Annotated in this window: 16 protein-coding genes; 4 read left to right on the top strand and 12 right to left on the bottom strand. The window is 65.1% G+C overall.

Features of this window, described 5'->3' with window-relative positions:
* Nucleotides 1-83: 83 nt before the first annotated feature.
* From ACLLJI_RS14210 to ACLLJI_RS14200, 3 genes are all read right to left on the bottom strand, one after another.
* Entirely contained in the window at nt 84-803 is a 720-nt protein-coding gene (locus tag ACLLJI_RS14210) for a hypothetical protein (RefSeq protein ID WP_434613405.1), read from the bottom strand.
* Entirely contained in the window at nt 800-1,534 is a 735-nt protein-coding gene (locus ACLLJI_RS14205) for a hypothetical protein (protein WP_434613402.1), read from the bottom strand. Before ACLLJI_RS14205 ends, ACLLJI_RS14210 begins: the two co-directional genes overlap by 4 nt.
* Nucleotides 1,535-1,730: 196 nt before the next feature.
* A complete protein-coding gene (locus ACLLJI_RS14200) occupies nt 1,731-3,410 on the bottom strand; it encodes a ribonuclease J (protein WP_434613399.1) in 1,680 nt (559 codons plus the stop codon).
* A gap of 339 nt (nt 3,411-3,749) precedes the next feature.
* On the opposite strand from ACLLJI_RS14200, the gene ACLLJI_RS14195 reads away from it, so the two are divergent.
* Nucleotides 3,750-4,493, top strand: a complete 744-nt coding sequence (locus ACLLJI_RS14195) for a peptidase E (RefSeq protein ID WP_283561967.1) — start codon at nt 3,750-3,752, stop codon at nt 4,491-4,493.
* A 70-nt stretch (nt 4,494-4,563) separates the two neighbouring features.
* Here ACLLJI_RS14195 and ACLLJI_RS14190 read toward each other — a convergent pair whose 3' ends face one another.
* The 5 genes from ACLLJI_RS14190 to ACLLJI_RS14170 all read right to left on the bottom strand — a co-directional run bounded on the left by ACLLJI_RS14190 (nt 4,564) and on the right by ACLLJI_RS14170 (nt 7,679).
* Nucleotides 4,564-4,935, bottom strand: coding sequence for a hypothetical protein (locus ACLLJI_RS14190; RefSeq protein WP_434613395.1), 372 nt, complete (start codon nt 4,933-4,935; stop codon nt 4,564-4,566).
* Nucleotides 4,936-5,069: 134 nt separating this feature from the next.
* On the bottom strand, nt 5,070-5,480 hold the full coding sequence (locus ACLLJI_RS14185; protein WP_434613392.1) for a VOC family protein: 411 nt from the start codon (nt 5,478-5,480) through the stop codon (nt 5,070-5,072).
* Nucleotides 5,481-5,573: 93 nt separating this feature from the next.
* Entirely contained in the window at nt 5,574-5,708 is a 135-nt protein-coding gene (locus ACLLJI_RS14180; protein WP_283561969.1) for a hypothetical protein, read from the bottom strand.
* Between the two features lie 221 nt (nt 5,709-5,929).
* Entirely contained in the window at nt 5,930-6,805 is an 876-nt protein-coding gene (locus tag ACLLJI_RS14175; RefSeq protein ID WP_434621540.1) for an NAD(P)H-hydrate dehydratase, read from the bottom strand.
* Between the two features lie 34 nt (nt 6,806-6,839).
* On the bottom strand, nt 6,840-7,679 hold the full coding sequence (locus ACLLJI_RS14170) for a histidine phosphatase family protein (protein ID WP_434613388.1): 840 nt from the start codon (nt 7,677-7,679) through the stop codon (nt 6,840-6,842).
* 513 nt (nt 7,680-8,192) lie between these two features.
* On the opposite strand from ACLLJI_RS14170, the gene ACLLJI_RS14165 reads away from it, so the two are divergent.
* From ACLLJI_RS14165 to ACLLJI_RS14155, 3 genes are all read left to right on the top strand, one after another.
* Entirely contained in the window at nt 8,193-8,492 is a 300-nt protein-coding gene (locus ACLLJI_RS14165; RefSeq protein ID WP_283561972.1) for a DUF4193 domain-containing protein, read from the top strand.
* Nucleotides 8,493-8,612: 120 nt separating this feature from the next.
* Nucleotides 8,613-10,283 carry an AMP-binding protein gene (locus tag ACLLJI_RS14160; RefSeq protein ID WP_434613384.1) on the top strand — a complete coding sequence of 557 codons (1,671 nt, stop codon included), beginning with the start codon at nt 8,613-8,615 and terminating at the stop codon, nt 10,281-10,283.
* Nucleotides 10,280-10,657: a DUF2568 domain-containing protein gene (locus tag ACLLJI_RS14155; protein WP_434613381.1), complete on the top strand. Its 378-nt coding sequence runs from the start codon at nt 10,280-10,282 to the stop codon at nt 10,655-10,657. The genes ACLLJI_RS14160 and ACLLJI_RS14155 overlap by 4 nt, the downstream gene beginning before the upstream one ends.
* A 76-nt stretch (nt 10,658-10,733) precedes the next feature.
* On the opposite strand, the gene ACLLJI_RS14150 is transcribed toward ACLLJI_RS14155, so the two are convergent.
* The 4 genes from ACLLJI_RS14150 to ACLLJI_RS14135 form a co-directional block, all read right to left on the bottom strand.
* Nucleotides 10,734-11,447, bottom strand: coding sequence for a metal-dependent transcriptional regulator (locus ACLLJI_RS14150; RefSeq protein WP_434613378.1), 714 nt, complete (start codon nt 11,445-11,447; stop codon nt 10,734-10,736).
* Between the two features lie 32 nt (nt 11,448-11,479).
* A complete protein-coding gene (locus ACLLJI_RS14145) occupies nt 11,480-12,736 on the bottom strand; it encodes an Nramp family divalent metal transporter (protein ID WP_434613375.1) in 1,257 nt (418 codons plus the stop codon).
* A 50-nt stretch (nt 12,737-12,786) separates the two neighbouring features.
* Nucleotides 12,787-13,803: a class I SAM-dependent methyltransferase gene (locus ACLLJI_RS14140; protein WP_434613372.1), complete on the bottom strand. Its 1,017-nt coding sequence runs from the start codon at nt 13,801-13,803 to the stop codon at nt 12,787-12,789.
* A gap of 74 nt (nt 13,804-13,877) precedes the next feature.
* The gene (locus tag ACLLJI_RS14135; RefSeq protein ID WP_434613369.1) at nt 13,878-15,356 is read right to left on the bottom strand and encodes an aminotransferase class V-fold PLP-dependent enzyme; all 1,479 of its coding nucleotides are present in this window, start codon (nt 15,354-15,356) and stop codon (nt 13,878-13,880) included.
* Nucleotides 15,357-15,372: the final 16 nt, after the last annotated feature.

Here is a 15,372-nt window from a genome sequence, read left to right as displayed (position 1 = left end):
GTTCACATATTCATCATTATTGCACGTACTAATGATTTTGTGGGCACGCGGTCCGTCAGGTGACAGACCAAGTGCCGGAAGCGCTATTCTCGGGCCAACGGCCGGCACGCTGAACCGTTGCCAGTGCTCCACAGAGATATCCAGACGAGGGCGAGGCCAACGGCCATACAGACAATGGCGCCGTAGGCGAACAGATCGATCAGCAGGAAAACCGGCAGCGACGCAACCTGCAGCGCGGTCAGCGCCAGCACCATCGCAAACGAGCTGCAGATGAGAGCGGCGGCTGCCCGTTCGATCCGCCGGCCCGCCGTCAAGGCCGCGTGGGCCGAGGGACGCAGGAGGCATGCTGCGGCGTAAGCCGGATAAAGGCGGCCGGCAAGGGCATAGGCCCGCACAGTCGGCTGATCGGAGTAGGCGGCCAGACCAGTACTGGATACGGGCAGATCGCTGAGCAAAAACAGGACCAGGGTGCCGGCCGCGATCAGCACCAGCACCGAAACCCCGACGGGCCCGCGGATGAGACGCTGCCCGTGGGCAGCCCGGTAGGCCCCTGCCAACTTCGCCGCGAGGATGTAGAAGATCGCGTACAACGCGAAGCGCACAGCCAGGTTGGCGAGGTTTCGGCCCCCGAGCAGGGCATCGGCCGGGAGATAAATGGAGGGCAGGCTGAGCCCGACGGCGACGGAGAGCAGGAGGAAGGCCCAGAATAGTCCAGCGTTTCTGCCCTTGAAGGCGGCCGGCAACCGCCACGCCGCGCACATCAGACAAAGGGTTAATGTGGCCCACTGCAGTACTGCAATCATCCGAGATTCTCCCATAGGGCCTTGGTGTGTTCATGGTCTTGATCCGCACGCCGCAACGTCTTGCCGAGTGCATCCAGTCGGGCGGCCGCGAGAATCACCAGCTCGGCGTCAGGCAGTGCGCGCAGGGCCGTCTCCCGGGCATCCCGGGGCCAGCCGACCTCTTCCGGAGTCAACAGACCCGTGACAACCAGGCCGCCGGTAACGCCGACCCCGGCAATGCGGGCAGCCTGGATGGCGACATCCGGCGGGAGCCGGTTGGCGCTGAGCTGGGCCGACAGATTCTGCGGTGCCATGCGCAGATCGTGGGAGATCCTTTGCCGCAGATCGGCAGTGTCAATGGCCTCAATCCAGCCCCGGACGGATGACTTGTGCGGCATGGGCGCGAGCCCCCGCGCCGGACCTTGCTCATGAATATCGCCGGCGGCGTTGCGGGCGATAATCTGTTGAAGCAGATCAAGGTCGGACACCTGGCTGATCAGCTCGGCCTCGGTGGGCGGCTTGAATCCACTGACCAGATCGCGATACTTATCGAAACTGGACAGCGCTCCGACCACGTCGACGTCGAACGCGCGGCTGATGCTGACAACCGTCACGAGCGCGACCTTCCCACGCACCAACTGTTGAGCCAGAGTGGAGCGCTTAATGCCGGAAAGTCTGGATACGGCCGCCGTGCTGGTGGCGGGCGCCACGGAGTGCAGCCACTGCTGGAAGGCCTTTGACGGCACGGACATGGGATGCTACCTCGAACGTCGGGGGACGTGTTGCCTCTGATTTTACGCACGGAAATTTCCGGCTATGCTTACATTGCTGGTCTTCCGTTTTGCGCACCCCCCAAGTGTGAAACGGGGGGCCAGCACTTTTTTCCTGATCCGTTGTTGGCGGCCAAGACGCTCCGCCCGCTGCGTCGATCCGGGGACGACGCGCCGGCTAGGCGTCGACGACGATCGCGGTGACGAGCGGGCTGCGACGGTACGTCTTGTGCATCCACCGGCTCACAGTGTTCTCGATCAGCGCCTCAAGCTGCACGCTCGAGTGCGAACGGGGCGCCGAGCTGAGCGCCTTCGCGATGGCCTGTATTGCCGGCCCGAAGTCGGCGGGCTGGTGGACGAAGCCGCGGACGAAGAACTCCGGATCCTCAGCGAGCGCGGAGGTGTCAGGATCGACGATGGCCAGCACGGTAATGAGGCCTTCCTCGGCCAGCTTGCGCCGGTCCTCCAGGGATTCCTCGGTGGCGCCGCCAACGGTCTGTCCATCCACGAAGACGTAGCCGACCGGGACGCTCCCGGTGATGCTGATCTTGCCGTTGTGCAGGTCGACGGCGTCGCCGTTGTCCGCGATAGCCACCTGGCTCGCTTCCAGCCCGGTCCGCATGGCCAGCTTCGCATTGGCCTTCAGATGCCGGAACTCGCCGTGCACCGGCATGACGTTCTTGGGCTTGACGATGTTGTAGCAGTACACCAGCTCGCCGGCGCTGGCATGGCCGGAAACATGGACCTTGGCGTTGCCCTTATGGACCACGTTGGCGCCCAACCGGGTGAGCGAGTTGATCACGCGGTAAATGGCGTTCTCGTTGCCGGGGATGAGGGAACTGGCCAGCAGCACTGTGTCGCCTTCACCGATTTCGATCATGTGGTCTCGGTTGGCGATCCGGGACAGCGCAGCCATCGGCTCGCCTTGGGAACCGGTGCAGATCAGGACGACCTTCTTGTCCGGCAGGCCCTGCAGCGCCTTGAAATCGACCAGGGTGCCGCGGGGGACCGTCAAGTAACCGAGTTCACGGGCAATGCCCATGTTGCGGACCATGGACCGGCCGACGAAGGCAACCTTGCGGCCGTGCCGGTGCGCGGCATCCATGACCTGCTGGATCCGGTGCACATGGCTGGCGAAACTGGAGACGATGATCCGCCGCGGAGCCGTCCGGAAGACCGTGTCTATGGCTGGCGCAAGATCCTCTTCCGAGGTGGTGAAACCCGGCACCTCGGCGTTGGTGGAGTCCGTCAGGAACAGGTCCACGCCCTCCGCTCCGAGCCGGGCAAAGCCGGCCAGGTCTGTGATGCGCTGGTCCAGCGGGAACTGGTCCATCTTGAAGTCGCCGGTGTGCAGCGCCGTGCCCGCTCCGGTCTTGACAGCGACCGCGAGGCCGTCCGGGATCGAGTGGTTTACCGCAAAGAACTCCAGGTCAAAGGGCCCGAATTTCTTGCTCTGCCCCTCCTGGACCTGAACGGTGCGCGGGCTGATGCCGTGTTCCTTCAGCTTCGCCTTAATAAATGCGAGCGTCAGCTTTGAACCGAGGACAGGGATATCGCGTCGTTCCCGCAGCAGGTACGGCACACCGCCGATGTGGTCCTCATGGCCGTGCGTGAGAACGATGGCGACAACGTCCTGGAGGCGGTCCCGGATGGAGCTGAAGTCCGGCAGGATGACGTCGATGCCCGGCTGGTGCTCTTCCGGGAAAAGCACGCCGCAGTCCACAATCAGGAGCTTGCCGGCGAACTCGAAGACCGTCATGTTGCGTCCGACTTCCCCGAGCCCACCCAAGTTCATTACTCTCAGGGCACCGGCTGGCAGTGCGGGTGGGGCTGAAGGGATCTGGTGGGACAGGTTCATCGTGGTTCACTTTCGTCGAAATTAGCCGGCCGTATCGGCTCTTGGAAGACTGCGGGCACTGACCCCTGCGGGGCGAGAGCCTGCTGGCACCGCAGATTCTGCGCTGCCTGAAAAATCTGTGGAGGAAACGGATGAGGGTGTCGGAGGCGCCGCACAACTGCGGTCTTCCGGCCGTATAAGGGCTCACCATCGCTTAATCCGAATGCTCGGTACTACTCACGATAATGGAAATAATGGCATTTCGTACTTCCGGCATGCCGCTGGCGTCAATCCCGGTTCCCGACGGAGCCGCAAACCGGGCGTGTAGGGTGGTCACACGCGTACTGAAAGAGGCATGGAATGGCTGCAGATTACCCCACTATTCTCGCCACCTCCGGTGGGTATAAAACGGGAATCCGGACGCCGCTGGAATTCAACAGCCTGGTCCATCACGCCGTCGACCTTTCCGGTGTGACTGGCCGGGCGCCGCGGGTTACGCATGTCGGGACCGCCAGCGGAGACCAGCGCTGGTTTAATAATGACGTCAGCGAAGCGGCCCGGGTCGCAGGATTCGACCTGAGCCATCTGAACCTCTTTCCCATGCCCAACATGGCGGACATGGAGGCGCACCTGCTGTCCCAGGACGTGGTCTGGGTAAACGGAGGATCCGTCGCCAATCTCCTGGCGCTCTGGCGCGTCCATGGGCTCGGCCCGATCTTCCGCCGGGCCTGGGAAGCGGGGATAGTTCTCGCGGGCGTATCCGCCGGATCCATCTGCTGGTTCCAAGGCGGAACTACGGATTCCTTCGGCCCCGAACTCCGCGCGGTCACGAACGGGCTGGGCCTGCTGCCCTACGGCAACGGCGTGCACTATGACTCCGAAGTTGCGCGCCGACCGTTGGTGCACAAGCTGGTGGCGGCCGGAACCCTGGGCGTCACGCACTGCACGGACGACGGCGTCGGGCTGGTTTACCGGGGCACCGAACTGGCGGATGTCGTGACAGAATTACCGGGCAAATCAGCCTACATTGTTACCTCCAAAGCCGGTGAAGGCCCGGACGCCGTGGCCACTGAACGCCGGTTGGACGCGCGGCTCCTGCGCTGAGGATCGGAAGGGTTTCATTCCCGGTCTTCCCATCGGGCCGTGCCTAGGCCAGCCGGGCCCGCGGCAGGCCTCACGACGGTTCGATCGGTTCGTCCACGATGCCGATGAAGCGACTGCCGACACCGTCGAATTCGCTCCGGCGAAAGCCCGCCTCGGGCTTCGAAAGCTCGCCGGTTTGGTGATCCGCGCAGATGACATAGCTGAACTCCGGCCACCATTTCTTCGGGCGGGCAGCTTCCGTATAGTCACAGATATAGCACCGCAGCTGGACCCAAACGGGCCTCTTCCCCGTCCGGTTGGCCCGCGACTGGACGAGCCAGGCCGGGGGATCGTCCCGGAGGTCGGCGAACTCCGCCTCGGTCATCCGGGACGGTATGCCGTGGCGGTAGGCCATTTCGAGCGGTATATCAAGGGCAAGGGCGGCGTCTCGTCTGGTAATCATTGATTCAAGAATAGGCGATCCGTGCATCGGTGCCCATTCCCGGCGTCTCGCTAACCGCGGCCTCAGGGGCCTTGGAATACACCGGCAGAGGCGGCTTGGCGAGCGCAGAATCAGGGGATTTGGAGTACGCGCGCTCAGGCGTCAGCAGAAGCGTCGGCATCCTGGAGCACGCTTAGCACGTTGCCCGCCGGGTCCTTGAACCACGCGATGAGTGGGCCGCCCTTGCGGAAGATTCCCCGTTCATCCGTCTCGTTGGGCATACCCTCATAGTGCTCGAAGTGCACACCCCGCTGGTTCAGTTGACCGACGGCGCCTTCGATGTCGGCAACCGGGAAGTTGAGGATCGTGAAGGAGCCCGGGGTGTGGGCCCTGGAAGGGTAGACCAACACCGTTGTTCCCCCCGCAAGGTGCAGCCTCAACATGCCATTTTCCTCTGACACCTTCAGGCCGAGCGTGTCGCCGTAGAACTTCTTAGCGGCCGATACGTTGTCCACGGAGAAACCGCTGAATGCCTGGGTGTCGCCGAACATGGTTCCTGCTTTCATCTGCGGAAGGTCTCATCTGGACATGGGCAAGCAGTGCGGCGACCGTCGCGAGCCCGCTGGGGAAGTGCTTCTCATGTAGGGTACGACGTCTGCCTAGTGCTTCTTAATATGCGCAACTGCGTCCGGCGCGGCGTCGGTCCCCGTCTTGGTCCGTTTCTCCGCACGTTTTTCCTTGATGCTCTTGACCGGCTTCTTCGTTGCATGGTGGTGAGGCGACTTGTCAGGCATGATGTGCTCCCTAACTCTGGGGCCGGTTGGCCCGCTGTACGGTGTGATGACCCCTGTGTGATGACCTCGCTGTGATGACCCCGTTTTTGTAAGATACGCCACTTTGTGGCGGTTGTAACTAGTCTTCGGTTACAACTGGTCTCCGGGTGGAACTGCCTTTCGTTGGGACCTGCTCCTCGGCTGGAACCGTTCGTCGGCTGAGAATCATTCCGCGCCCTCCACTACGTCGAGAGCTCGGCGAGCACGCGGGGCATCGCGTCCAACAGCTCCCGGGCCAGGAAGCTGATCGGGCCGATGGTGGCGGCAAGGCGGTCCCCGGCGGTGGCATGTAGATAGGTCGCCCAGCACGCGGCCTGGGCGGGCGTCGCCTTGCGCGCCAGGAACCCGGCGACGGCACCGGCCAGGACATCCCCGCTCCCGGACGTACCGAGGCCCGGATTCCCCGCGCCGACGTCCCAGAGGCGGCCGTCCGGATCGGCGATCAGACCCTGCCCGGTAACGACGGACCCGTACTTTGCAGCGATCCTCGATACAGCTGAAGCCATCTCCACCGCACCCACTCCCAATAGCCGGGCCGCTTCCACCCGGTTTGGCGTCAGCACGAGCCGGCCCACCCACCGGCGGTACAGGGGCTCCAAGTCGATCAGCACACCCAATGCGTAGGCATCGAGGACGAGTGACGTTTCGTCCTTCAGCAGGGGCGCGATGCCGCGCAACAGGGCTGTTGTTCGGTCAGCATCGTCAAGACCGGGGCCGATGACAACGACGTCGGCCTGGGCGAGATCCTCTTCCAAAACCGCGGCCACGCTGCTGCTGCTGGCGCTGGCGCTGGTGCCGCTTTTGCCCGCGGCGCCGCCGCCTTCGCTCTCGGCGTCGTCGTCGTCCCCGAAGTGCTCCGGCAGCCCCACCACGCCGCACTCCGGCACCGCGATGGCGGCTGCGACCGCAGCCGATGCGGCAACCGCCAAGGTGAGCCGTCCTGCTCCTGTACGAAGTGCCGCGAGGCCGGTCAGCACGGCGGCGCCAGGTGTCCGATGGGCCCCGCCGATGACCAGCACCGTGCCGCGGTCATCCTTCCCGGCAGCTTCTTGGGACAGCTGCCAGCCGCGCAGCAGCGACGGTGTGAGGTGCTCAGCGCGGCTGGACGTTGGTGTCCCCGGCGTGGACGGTGACAGGTGCTCCTGCGGCTTCCAAATGCGCCACTTCGTTAAACGACGCGATCTCCCACGCCCCGCTGCCGGTCGGGCGAACCAACCGTGTGACAGAGCCGTTGAGAACGGCGGTGCCCGCCGCCAGAGCCAGCAACGCTTCCTCCGTGAAGCCCTCGCAGACGTACCGCATCAGCAGGACGATGGCGTCATGGCAGACCAGCGCGGCGCACCCGCCGCCTTCCAAGCGATCCAGGTCGCCGAGCAGTGAGCGCAGACGGAGCGCGACATCGGCCCACGACTCGCCGCCAGGGGGCCGGTAATAGAACTTGCCGAGCCATTCCCGGCGCAGTGCTTCTTCCGGATACCGGGCACTGACGCCCGCGGCAGTGAGCAGATCCAGAATTCCCAGCTCGCGGTCCCGCAGACGCTCGTCGATTCGCAGTCCGGGTCCGGACGCCAGGCCGGCGCCCTCTGCAGTCTGCCGTGCCCGCAGATACGGCGAACACCAGACGGAGTCCGGTCGCCGGAATCCGGCCGTTCCTGCCGACGGGCTGCCACTGTCCGGACTGGACGTCCCCGCCGTCCCTGGGTCTGCCCGCGAGGACCGTGTGGCTCCGGGACCGGTGGCTCCGGGATCCGTGGCTCCGGACAGCCACCGGCCCAGTGCCTGAGCCTGCTGGAGCCCGGTCTCACTGAGTGGAACGTCCGCGTCACGGAGGCCGATATCAATGACCTCGGCTCCGGCGGCCTGTGCAGCCGTCGCGGCAACGTTGCCAGCGCTCTCCCCGTGCCTGATCAGCATGAGTTCAACGGCTCCCATTTTTCTGCGCTCCTTCCGGTCCGGCAGCGAGAGCTGCCGGTGCGGCGCCTGGCCGCTCCTGCACGTAATGCTAAGCGCACTTCCCATGTTTCGACCAGTGGCGCAACGGATCCGGCGGCTGCGGAGCAGCGTCGGCCCGCACATCCCGTCCCCAGGCCAGCCGTCTGTCTGCTCCCGGCGTCGCGGTCCCGTCTGTCGGGCGAGAAGCCGCCGTGCCTGCTGCCGCCGTCGGGGTCCCGCACACTGCCGCGGTTCGGCTCCTGGCTCACTGCCGCCGTCGACCACCTCCTGCCGTTGAGTAAAGGTGATCAACCGCACAAGCGTGGCGCAATCGGCGTCAACACGGGGATTTGGAGGCCAATATAGACCGCTCTTCCGGCGGTAAGGGCGGCCGCGTTGTCGTCAAACACGAATAGCTGCTGAGTAAGGCTTGAATTCCCGACTTAAGGGGCTAGTATGGGGCGCTGAATTACCTGCCGAAAAAACGAGCACATCAGGAGTCTGAGAAACCGAATGGCAACGGATTACGACGCACCACGCAATAAAGATGATGACAATGGAACCGAGTCCCTGCAGGCTCTTCAGGTTCAGCGCGGAGGCGCACAGACCGCCCACATAGACGTTGAGGATTCGGATACGGCCGAAGGAATCGATCTGCCGGGTGCCGATCTCTCGGGCGAGGAACTCGTGGTGCAGGTCATCCCTGCCCAAGATGACGAATTCACCTGCTCCTCCTGCTTCCTGGTCCGGCACCGCAGCCAGGTGGCCAGGGAAAAGAACGGCAAACTGTACTGCCGGGACTGCGAAGGCTAAGAGAAAACCTCCCACCCGGGTTGTCTGCGGACAGTCCGGGTGCCCGACCGGACACCGGTGTGCGATCCTTGGAGCATATCTCCGGGTGGACACGGGCAAGCGGGACAGGGAGTGGCTGCAATGGCATGTGAAGAACGCGTCCGGGAACTATTGGACATCTTTGAGGCTCCGGGCGCATGTGCCGCGGAGCTTCTCTGTGACCGGCACCCGGCGGAGGCGGTCGCCTTCACCATTGTGCAGGCGGACCTGAGCCACAAGGATCTCACCTATGGAGAACTGCGGGAGAAGTCGACGGCGTTCGCGGCGGCACTGCACGGACTGGGTGTGCGGCCGGGGGATGCGGTGGCGACCTTGATGGGCAAGTCCGAGGACCTGATCATTGCGCTGTTGGGGATCTGGCGGCGCGGGGCCGTGGATGTGCCGCTGTTTACCGCCTTCGCCGCCGATGCGATCGCTTTCCGGCTCAATGCCACCGGATCCAAGCTGGTGATCTGCGATGTGGATCAGCGCCGGAAACTGGTTCCCGCGGGTGAGGTTCCCTCGGATGCTACCCCGCTGGTTGTCGTGGCGCATGGCGAAGCTTTGGGGTATGACCTGTCGTTTAGCGGGCTCCTGTCGGGCAACAGGGCCGCCGGAGATACCGACAGCCCTGAGGCCGTGGCGGTGGGTGGCAACGGTACGCTGGTTCAACTCTTCACATCCGGAACCACCGGTGAGCCGAAGGGCGTCCCCATTCCGCTGCGAAGCGTCGCTTCGTTCATTGCGTACCAGGAATTTGCCTTGGATGTTCAACCAGACGACGTCTTCTGGAATGCAGCGGATCCGGGCTGGGCGTACGGGCTGTATTTCGCTATTCTCGCCCCGCTGGCCACCGGCACCCGCAGTATCCTGCTGCAGGGCGGGTTCTCCGCGGAGCGTACCTGGCAGATCTTCGACAGGTTCAAGGTCACCAATTTTGCTGCTGCTCCCACGGTGTACCGGTCGTTGCGGGCAGGCTCCGCAGCGGGCGCAGGCCACCGGCTGAGGCGGGCCTCCTCGGCCGGCGAGCCACTGACCCCTGACGTCATCACTTGGAGCAAGGAAGCCCTGGGGCTGGCGGTGCGTGACCAGTACGGCCAAACCGAACACGGCATGGTGGTGGGGAATGCGTGGCGCGAGGAGCTCCAGGCACCGCTTCGTGAGGGATCCATGGGTACAAGTCTGCCCGGCTGGTCCGCCGACATTTTGGATCCCCTGGAGGATATTGTGGCGCCGGCCGGCACCGCCGGACGGGTTGCCATCGAGGTAGCGAAGAGCCCGCTCATGTGGTTCACGGGCTATGCCGGCGCAGCGGAAAAAACGGCGGACCGGTACACCGCCGACGGCCGTTGGTACCTGACCGGGGACGCAGGCCGCAAGGATGAGGACGGATTCATCTACTTCTCTGCCCGTGACGATGATGTGATCATCATGGCGGGCTACCGCATTGGACCCTTTGATGTGGAAAGCGTGCTGGCCCAGCACCCTGACGTCGTGGAGTGCGCTGCGGTCGGAGCTCCGGACGAGATCCGCGGCGAGGTGCTGGAGGCGTACGTTGTCCTACGTGAAGGAGTGGGCGGGAGCGGCGAGCTGGCCGAAGAGCTGCAGCGGTTGGTGAAAACGAAACTCGCCGCCCATGCGTATCCACGCCGCATTCATTTTGTCGATCACCTTCCCAAGACGCCGAGTGGAAAAGTGCAGCGCTTCATCCTGCGCCGGGAACGTGCAGCGGAGGCAGCTGCGGGAACAGCAGCCGGAGATATAGCCAAATGAGCCGACGCCGGGGCGCTTTCCCGCCTCAGCTTTTAACCGGAGTGCACCTTTGCGTTGCGTTCTTGTTGGAGGTCGCCATGGTCGCGGCTTTTTGTGTGTGGGGCTTCAAATTCGCTGCACCGTGGAACTATGTTGTCGGGATTGGCGTACCTGCCGCCGTAGTCGTCCTGTGGAGTTTTATTTCTGGCGCCCCGTGCGACGCACAGGATTCCGTTGCCGTGATCCCGCCGGTGTCGCTGCTGATCTTCCTGCTGGCTGCGGTGGCGCTGGCGGCTGCAGAGCTGGTGGCACCGGCGATCGTGTTGGCGGTGGTCGGTGCGGCCAATGCGGGACTTGGTTTGTACCTGCAGAGCGTGCTCAAGGTCCGGTCGTAGGGGCGGCAGACTGTATCGGCCGACGACGGCGCCGCCCGTCCCGCCGTCGTCGGGCACGGTCTGCGTCCGTAGAGCATTACGGAACCGTCAGAGTGCAGCCCGGGTGCGTTCCTTCCGGCGAAACCCATAAGGATCCGCTCACCTCGTCGGTCAGGTCGAAGTCCCTGGCCGCCGCGCCGGTGCCAATGCGAACCACGAGCGCCCCTCCGAAGGGTCGGCGCCCCTCAATGCGGACCAACGAGTCCAACTCGATCCGCTCCTGGTCAAGGTACCGCAGCAGCGCCGGATCGTGGTCGCTGATTCTGGTGATGCGGCCCTGGTGCCCGGGGTCAAGCTGGTTCATCCGATGCGCGGGCGGCATGACCACCCTGCCGTCCGCGGCCGGAATCGGATCCCCGTGCGGGTCGCGGGAGGGATGTCCCAGTTTGGCGGCCATCCGCTCTATAAACGTGTCCGACACCGCGTGCTCCAACAACTCGGCCTCGTCGTGGACTTCATCCCACGTGTAGCCAAGCTCCTGTACCAGGTAGGTCTCCAGCAGCCGGTGCCGCCGGACCATGGACAACGCCAGCAACAGCCCGTCAGCGGTGAGCCGGATGGCACTGTACGGCTGATGGTCCACCAGCCCCTGATCCTTGAGCTTTCGGACCATTTCCGAGACGGACGAGTTGGCCACGCCCAGCCGTGCCGCAAGCTGGGAGGACGTGATGGCTTTGTCCTGCCACTCCGTGAAGGCGTAAATCACCTTCACGTAATCCTCGACACTGGACGAGGTTGGGGTCGGTTTCACAGCTACCACAGTACCGTCACCGGCCGGGCATGTTATCCCCGGCCGGTGAAGGTCAGGTAGAGCAGGACAGCGTTGAGCGCGATGACCAGGGCAACGCAGACGACGGCGGCAATGCGGAGAGCGGGCCCGTCCCGGTACTTGCCCATCACCGTCGCATTTCCCGTCAGCCGGAGCAGCGGTATGAGCGCGAAGGGTATCCCGAAGCTGAGCGCCACCTGGCTGATCACCAGCGCCTGCGTGGGGTCTACTCCGAAGCTCAGCAGTGCGAGGGCCGGGATCAGGCTGACGACGCGGCGGGTCAGCAGCGGAATCCTGACCTTCAGGAGGCCGCCCATGATGGTGGCCCCGGCGTAGCAGCCGACGGACGTTGAGGCCAGGCCTGACGCCAGCAGGCCGACCGCGAAGACTACGCCGATGACCGGGCCGAGGCTGCCGACTATCGCGGCGTGCGCGCCCTCGATGCTGTCCGTGGCGACGACGCCGTCGAACCCGTGCAAGGTGGAGGCGGCCAGCAACAGCATGCCGATGTTGACCAAACCGGCCAGCGCAAGTGCACCGACGACGTCCCAACGGGTGGCCTTGACGACGGACGCGAGCACGGCCGGTGAACGGCGGGCATGGACATGACGGTCGCGCGCCAGGGCGGAGTGCAGGTAGATCGCATGCGGCATGACGGTGGCCCCCAGCATTCCGGCAGCCAACAGCACCGTATCCGTACCCTGGAAGCGGGGGAGCAAGCCGGAGAAAACTCCGGCAGGTTCCGGCGGCCTGACCAGCAGACCGGCCAGGAATCCGATGGTGATCAGCAGCAGCAGGAACATGATCAGGTATTCAAACGTTCGTTGGCTGCGCCGGTTCTGCACCGCCAGCATGGCCATCGAAACGATGCCCACGATCAGGCCGGCCAGCGGCAGGGGCAGACCGAAGAGCAGGTTCAGGGCGATGGCGCCGCCGACCACCTCGGCCAGGTCCGTGGCAACGGCCACCAGCTCCGCCTGGACCCAAAAGGCACGACGGTTTCCGGTCCGCAGCCGGGCGCCCAGCAGCTCCGGCAGGGAGTTCCCGGTGACGACGCCCAGCTTTGCGGACTGGTACTGGATCAACATGGCCATGACATTCGCAATGACCAGCACCCAGACCAGCAGGTAGCCGTATTTCGCTCCAGAGGTGAGGTTGGCCGCAACGTTTCCGGGGTCCACGTAGGCGATGGCCGCGACGAACGCGGGACCGAGCAGGGTGAAGAGCCCCCGGGCCTTCGTCGCGGGTTTTCGGAGTCCCACGCTCAACATACCCACACCCTTCGCAGTACCTAAACCCTTTATGTAGGCTTGCCGAAACTCTACGTGCGCAGGCCCGTCCTGTCGAGAGGCAACAGCGAAGTAAAACCTCCGCTTCGTCCTGCCCTTCCCTGTCCTGCCCTTCCCTTTGCCGCGCTGGGATGCCGACCCATGCCCTGCCGGGGGAGGGCAGTGGCGCGCCAGGTCTGGGTCAGATACGGCAGCGGGAGGATGTCGTCGACGTCGTGGCCGAGGTGCTCAAAAAGGTACCACCGCAGGTTGGCCAGCACCTTCGCACGGGTGGCCTCATTTGCCCGCAGATAGTAGCTGCGTGATTTCACCAGTTCCATCATGTCCCCAGGGGTCAGCGGTTGGAACCAGTGGTTCAGCTGCAGCTGGGGTGTGCTGAATTCCGGCCCGAGCAGGGGACGGAAATCCGGCTTGTGGACGTCCCCGGCGTGCATTATGCGGGAGAGCCGGTGAACCCAGGGCACGCTGACGTCCAGTTGATTCCAGACAAGGCCCAAGACACCGCCGGGCCGCAGCACGCGGGCGATCTCGGCGCTGGCCGACAGCGGATCAATCCAGTGCCAGGCTTGGGCCACGGTCACCAAATCCATGCTGGAGTCCGGCAGTTCGATCCGCTCGGCGGCACCCAAAATGGTCCGCACCCCGGGGAGGCGGTGTTCGAGCTGACGAAGCATGTCACGGGATGGATCAAGGGCGACGACGGTCAGCCCGCGCTCTGCCAGCCGAACGGTGAACTTCCCGGTGCCGGCGCCGATATCGAGGGCATTGAGACCCGGGGTATTGGGACCCAGTGCACTCAGCTCCGTGCCCTTCGGATCCGAGGCACGCAGATCCGAGGCGCGTAGATCCGAAGCACGCAGGTCCATGGCGTTCGGGTCCGTGGCATGGAGCACCCCGGCGGGGTCGGTGCCGGACAGCAGCCAGGTCAGTGACTCCTCCGGATAGCCGGGACGGACACGCTCATAGTGTTCGCCGCCGTCCTGAAAACTGTCCGCCAGTTCCCTGCGGCGCTCACTGTCCAGACTTGGGCCGCCGTTCGGTGCCGCCATGACGCTCCTTGGAAATATCGCCGGAATCCCGCGGGAAAACCCTATCCCACCGGCGGCGGATGCTTCGAATCCGTTCAGCTGGTGCTGCAGGGGGCGGCGCCGGCCGTCCCGGGGGTGTTCGGCGCCCACTCCGGGAACGGCCGGCCGTCGTCGGCGGGTATCCAGCGGCCGGAGTCCACCACATAGTCCCAACCGAGCCCGGACTCCAGCAGGGCCGCGACGCCGTCGATCAGGCGCTGTGCATCCTCATGCCGGGAGCCGACGCCGAAACTTGCGCGCAGGGAGCCGGACGGGAGCCCGAGCCGGCGCAGCAGCGGGTGCGCGCAGAACTTACCGTCGCGGACGCCAACGCCGTGTTCGGCGGAAAGATACGCGGCCACCAGGCCGGCGTCGTACCCTGCGACGGAGAAATTCACCACGCCGATGGCGCCGCTGCCGGGGAAGGTGTCCGAGTCGGTGAAGAGCCGGTGCACGGTTATTCCCGGCAGCTGCTCCAGGCCCTCGATCAGGTGGCTGCGCAGGGCCTGCTCGTGGTCCTGCCAGCGCCGTTGGTCCAGCCGCGCGATGATCCCGGCTGCCTTGGCCAGCGTCGCGGCGCCCAGGACGTTCGGGGAGCCGCCCTCATGGCGGGCCGGCCCGGTGGCCCAGCTGACGGAATCGAGGCGCGCCTCGCTGACCGCCCCGCCGCCGGCGAGGTACGGGGTTCCGTCGTCGAGCCAGTCCGGGCGCCCGACGACAACGCCGCTTCCGAAGGGGGCATAGAGTTTGTGCCCGGAGAAGACCAGATAATCAATGTCGTCCGCGGCAATGTTGATCCGGCGGTGCGGCGCCAGCTGGGCGGCGTCCACAACGATCCTGGCCCCGTGGCGGTGGGCCAGTGCCGCGAGCTCCGCGATCGGCAGGACCTCGCCGGTGACGTTGGAGGCGCCGGTCACCGCCAGCAGGGCCACGTTCCCGGCCCGGAGCTCCGTTTCCAGGTTCGTCAGTGTCTCCGCGAGGGAGTTTTCCGCCACCACGCTGCGGTGCGGCAGGCGCTGCCAGGGGAGCAGGTTGGCGTGATGCTCGATGTCAAGGTACACGACGTGGGCACCGGTGCCCGCGACGATGTCCCGCACGCAGCCGGCCAGCAGGTTCAGCGAATCTGTGGTGTTGCGGGTGAATATGACCGCGTCATCGGGACGGCCGCCGACGAAACTGCGCACCGTGTCCCGGGCGTTTTCATAGACGGAGGTGCTGACCTGGGAAGCGAAGCCGGCGCCGCGGTGCACGCTCGCGTAGTAGGGCAGGATATCGCTCAGGTAGTCGGCCACTTCGGTCAAGGCCGGGGCGGACGCCGCGTAATCCAAGTTGGCGTAGCGGATGGTTCCGCCCTGGATCAAGGGAGCTCGCAGTTCGTGGCCGGCGACCTCCAGCAGCGGGCCCGGTCCTGAATTTCCGGCGCTCCTACCGCTGCCGGCGCGGCCCCCAGGGAGGCAGCCTTGCCCGGACGCTTCGGCCAGTGGACCAGAGGCGCGAGCGGAGGGAACGTTGTGTTCGGCGGTTGAAATGCTCATAATGACCTCACCAAGG

It is taken from the genome of Arthrobacter sp. A5, assembly GCF_051131705.1.
Taxonomy (GTDB): Bacteria; Actinomycetota; Actinomycetes; order Actinomycetales; family Micrococcaceae; genus Arthrobacter_M.
This window is presented reverse-complemented; position numbering and strand designations above follow the sequence as displayed.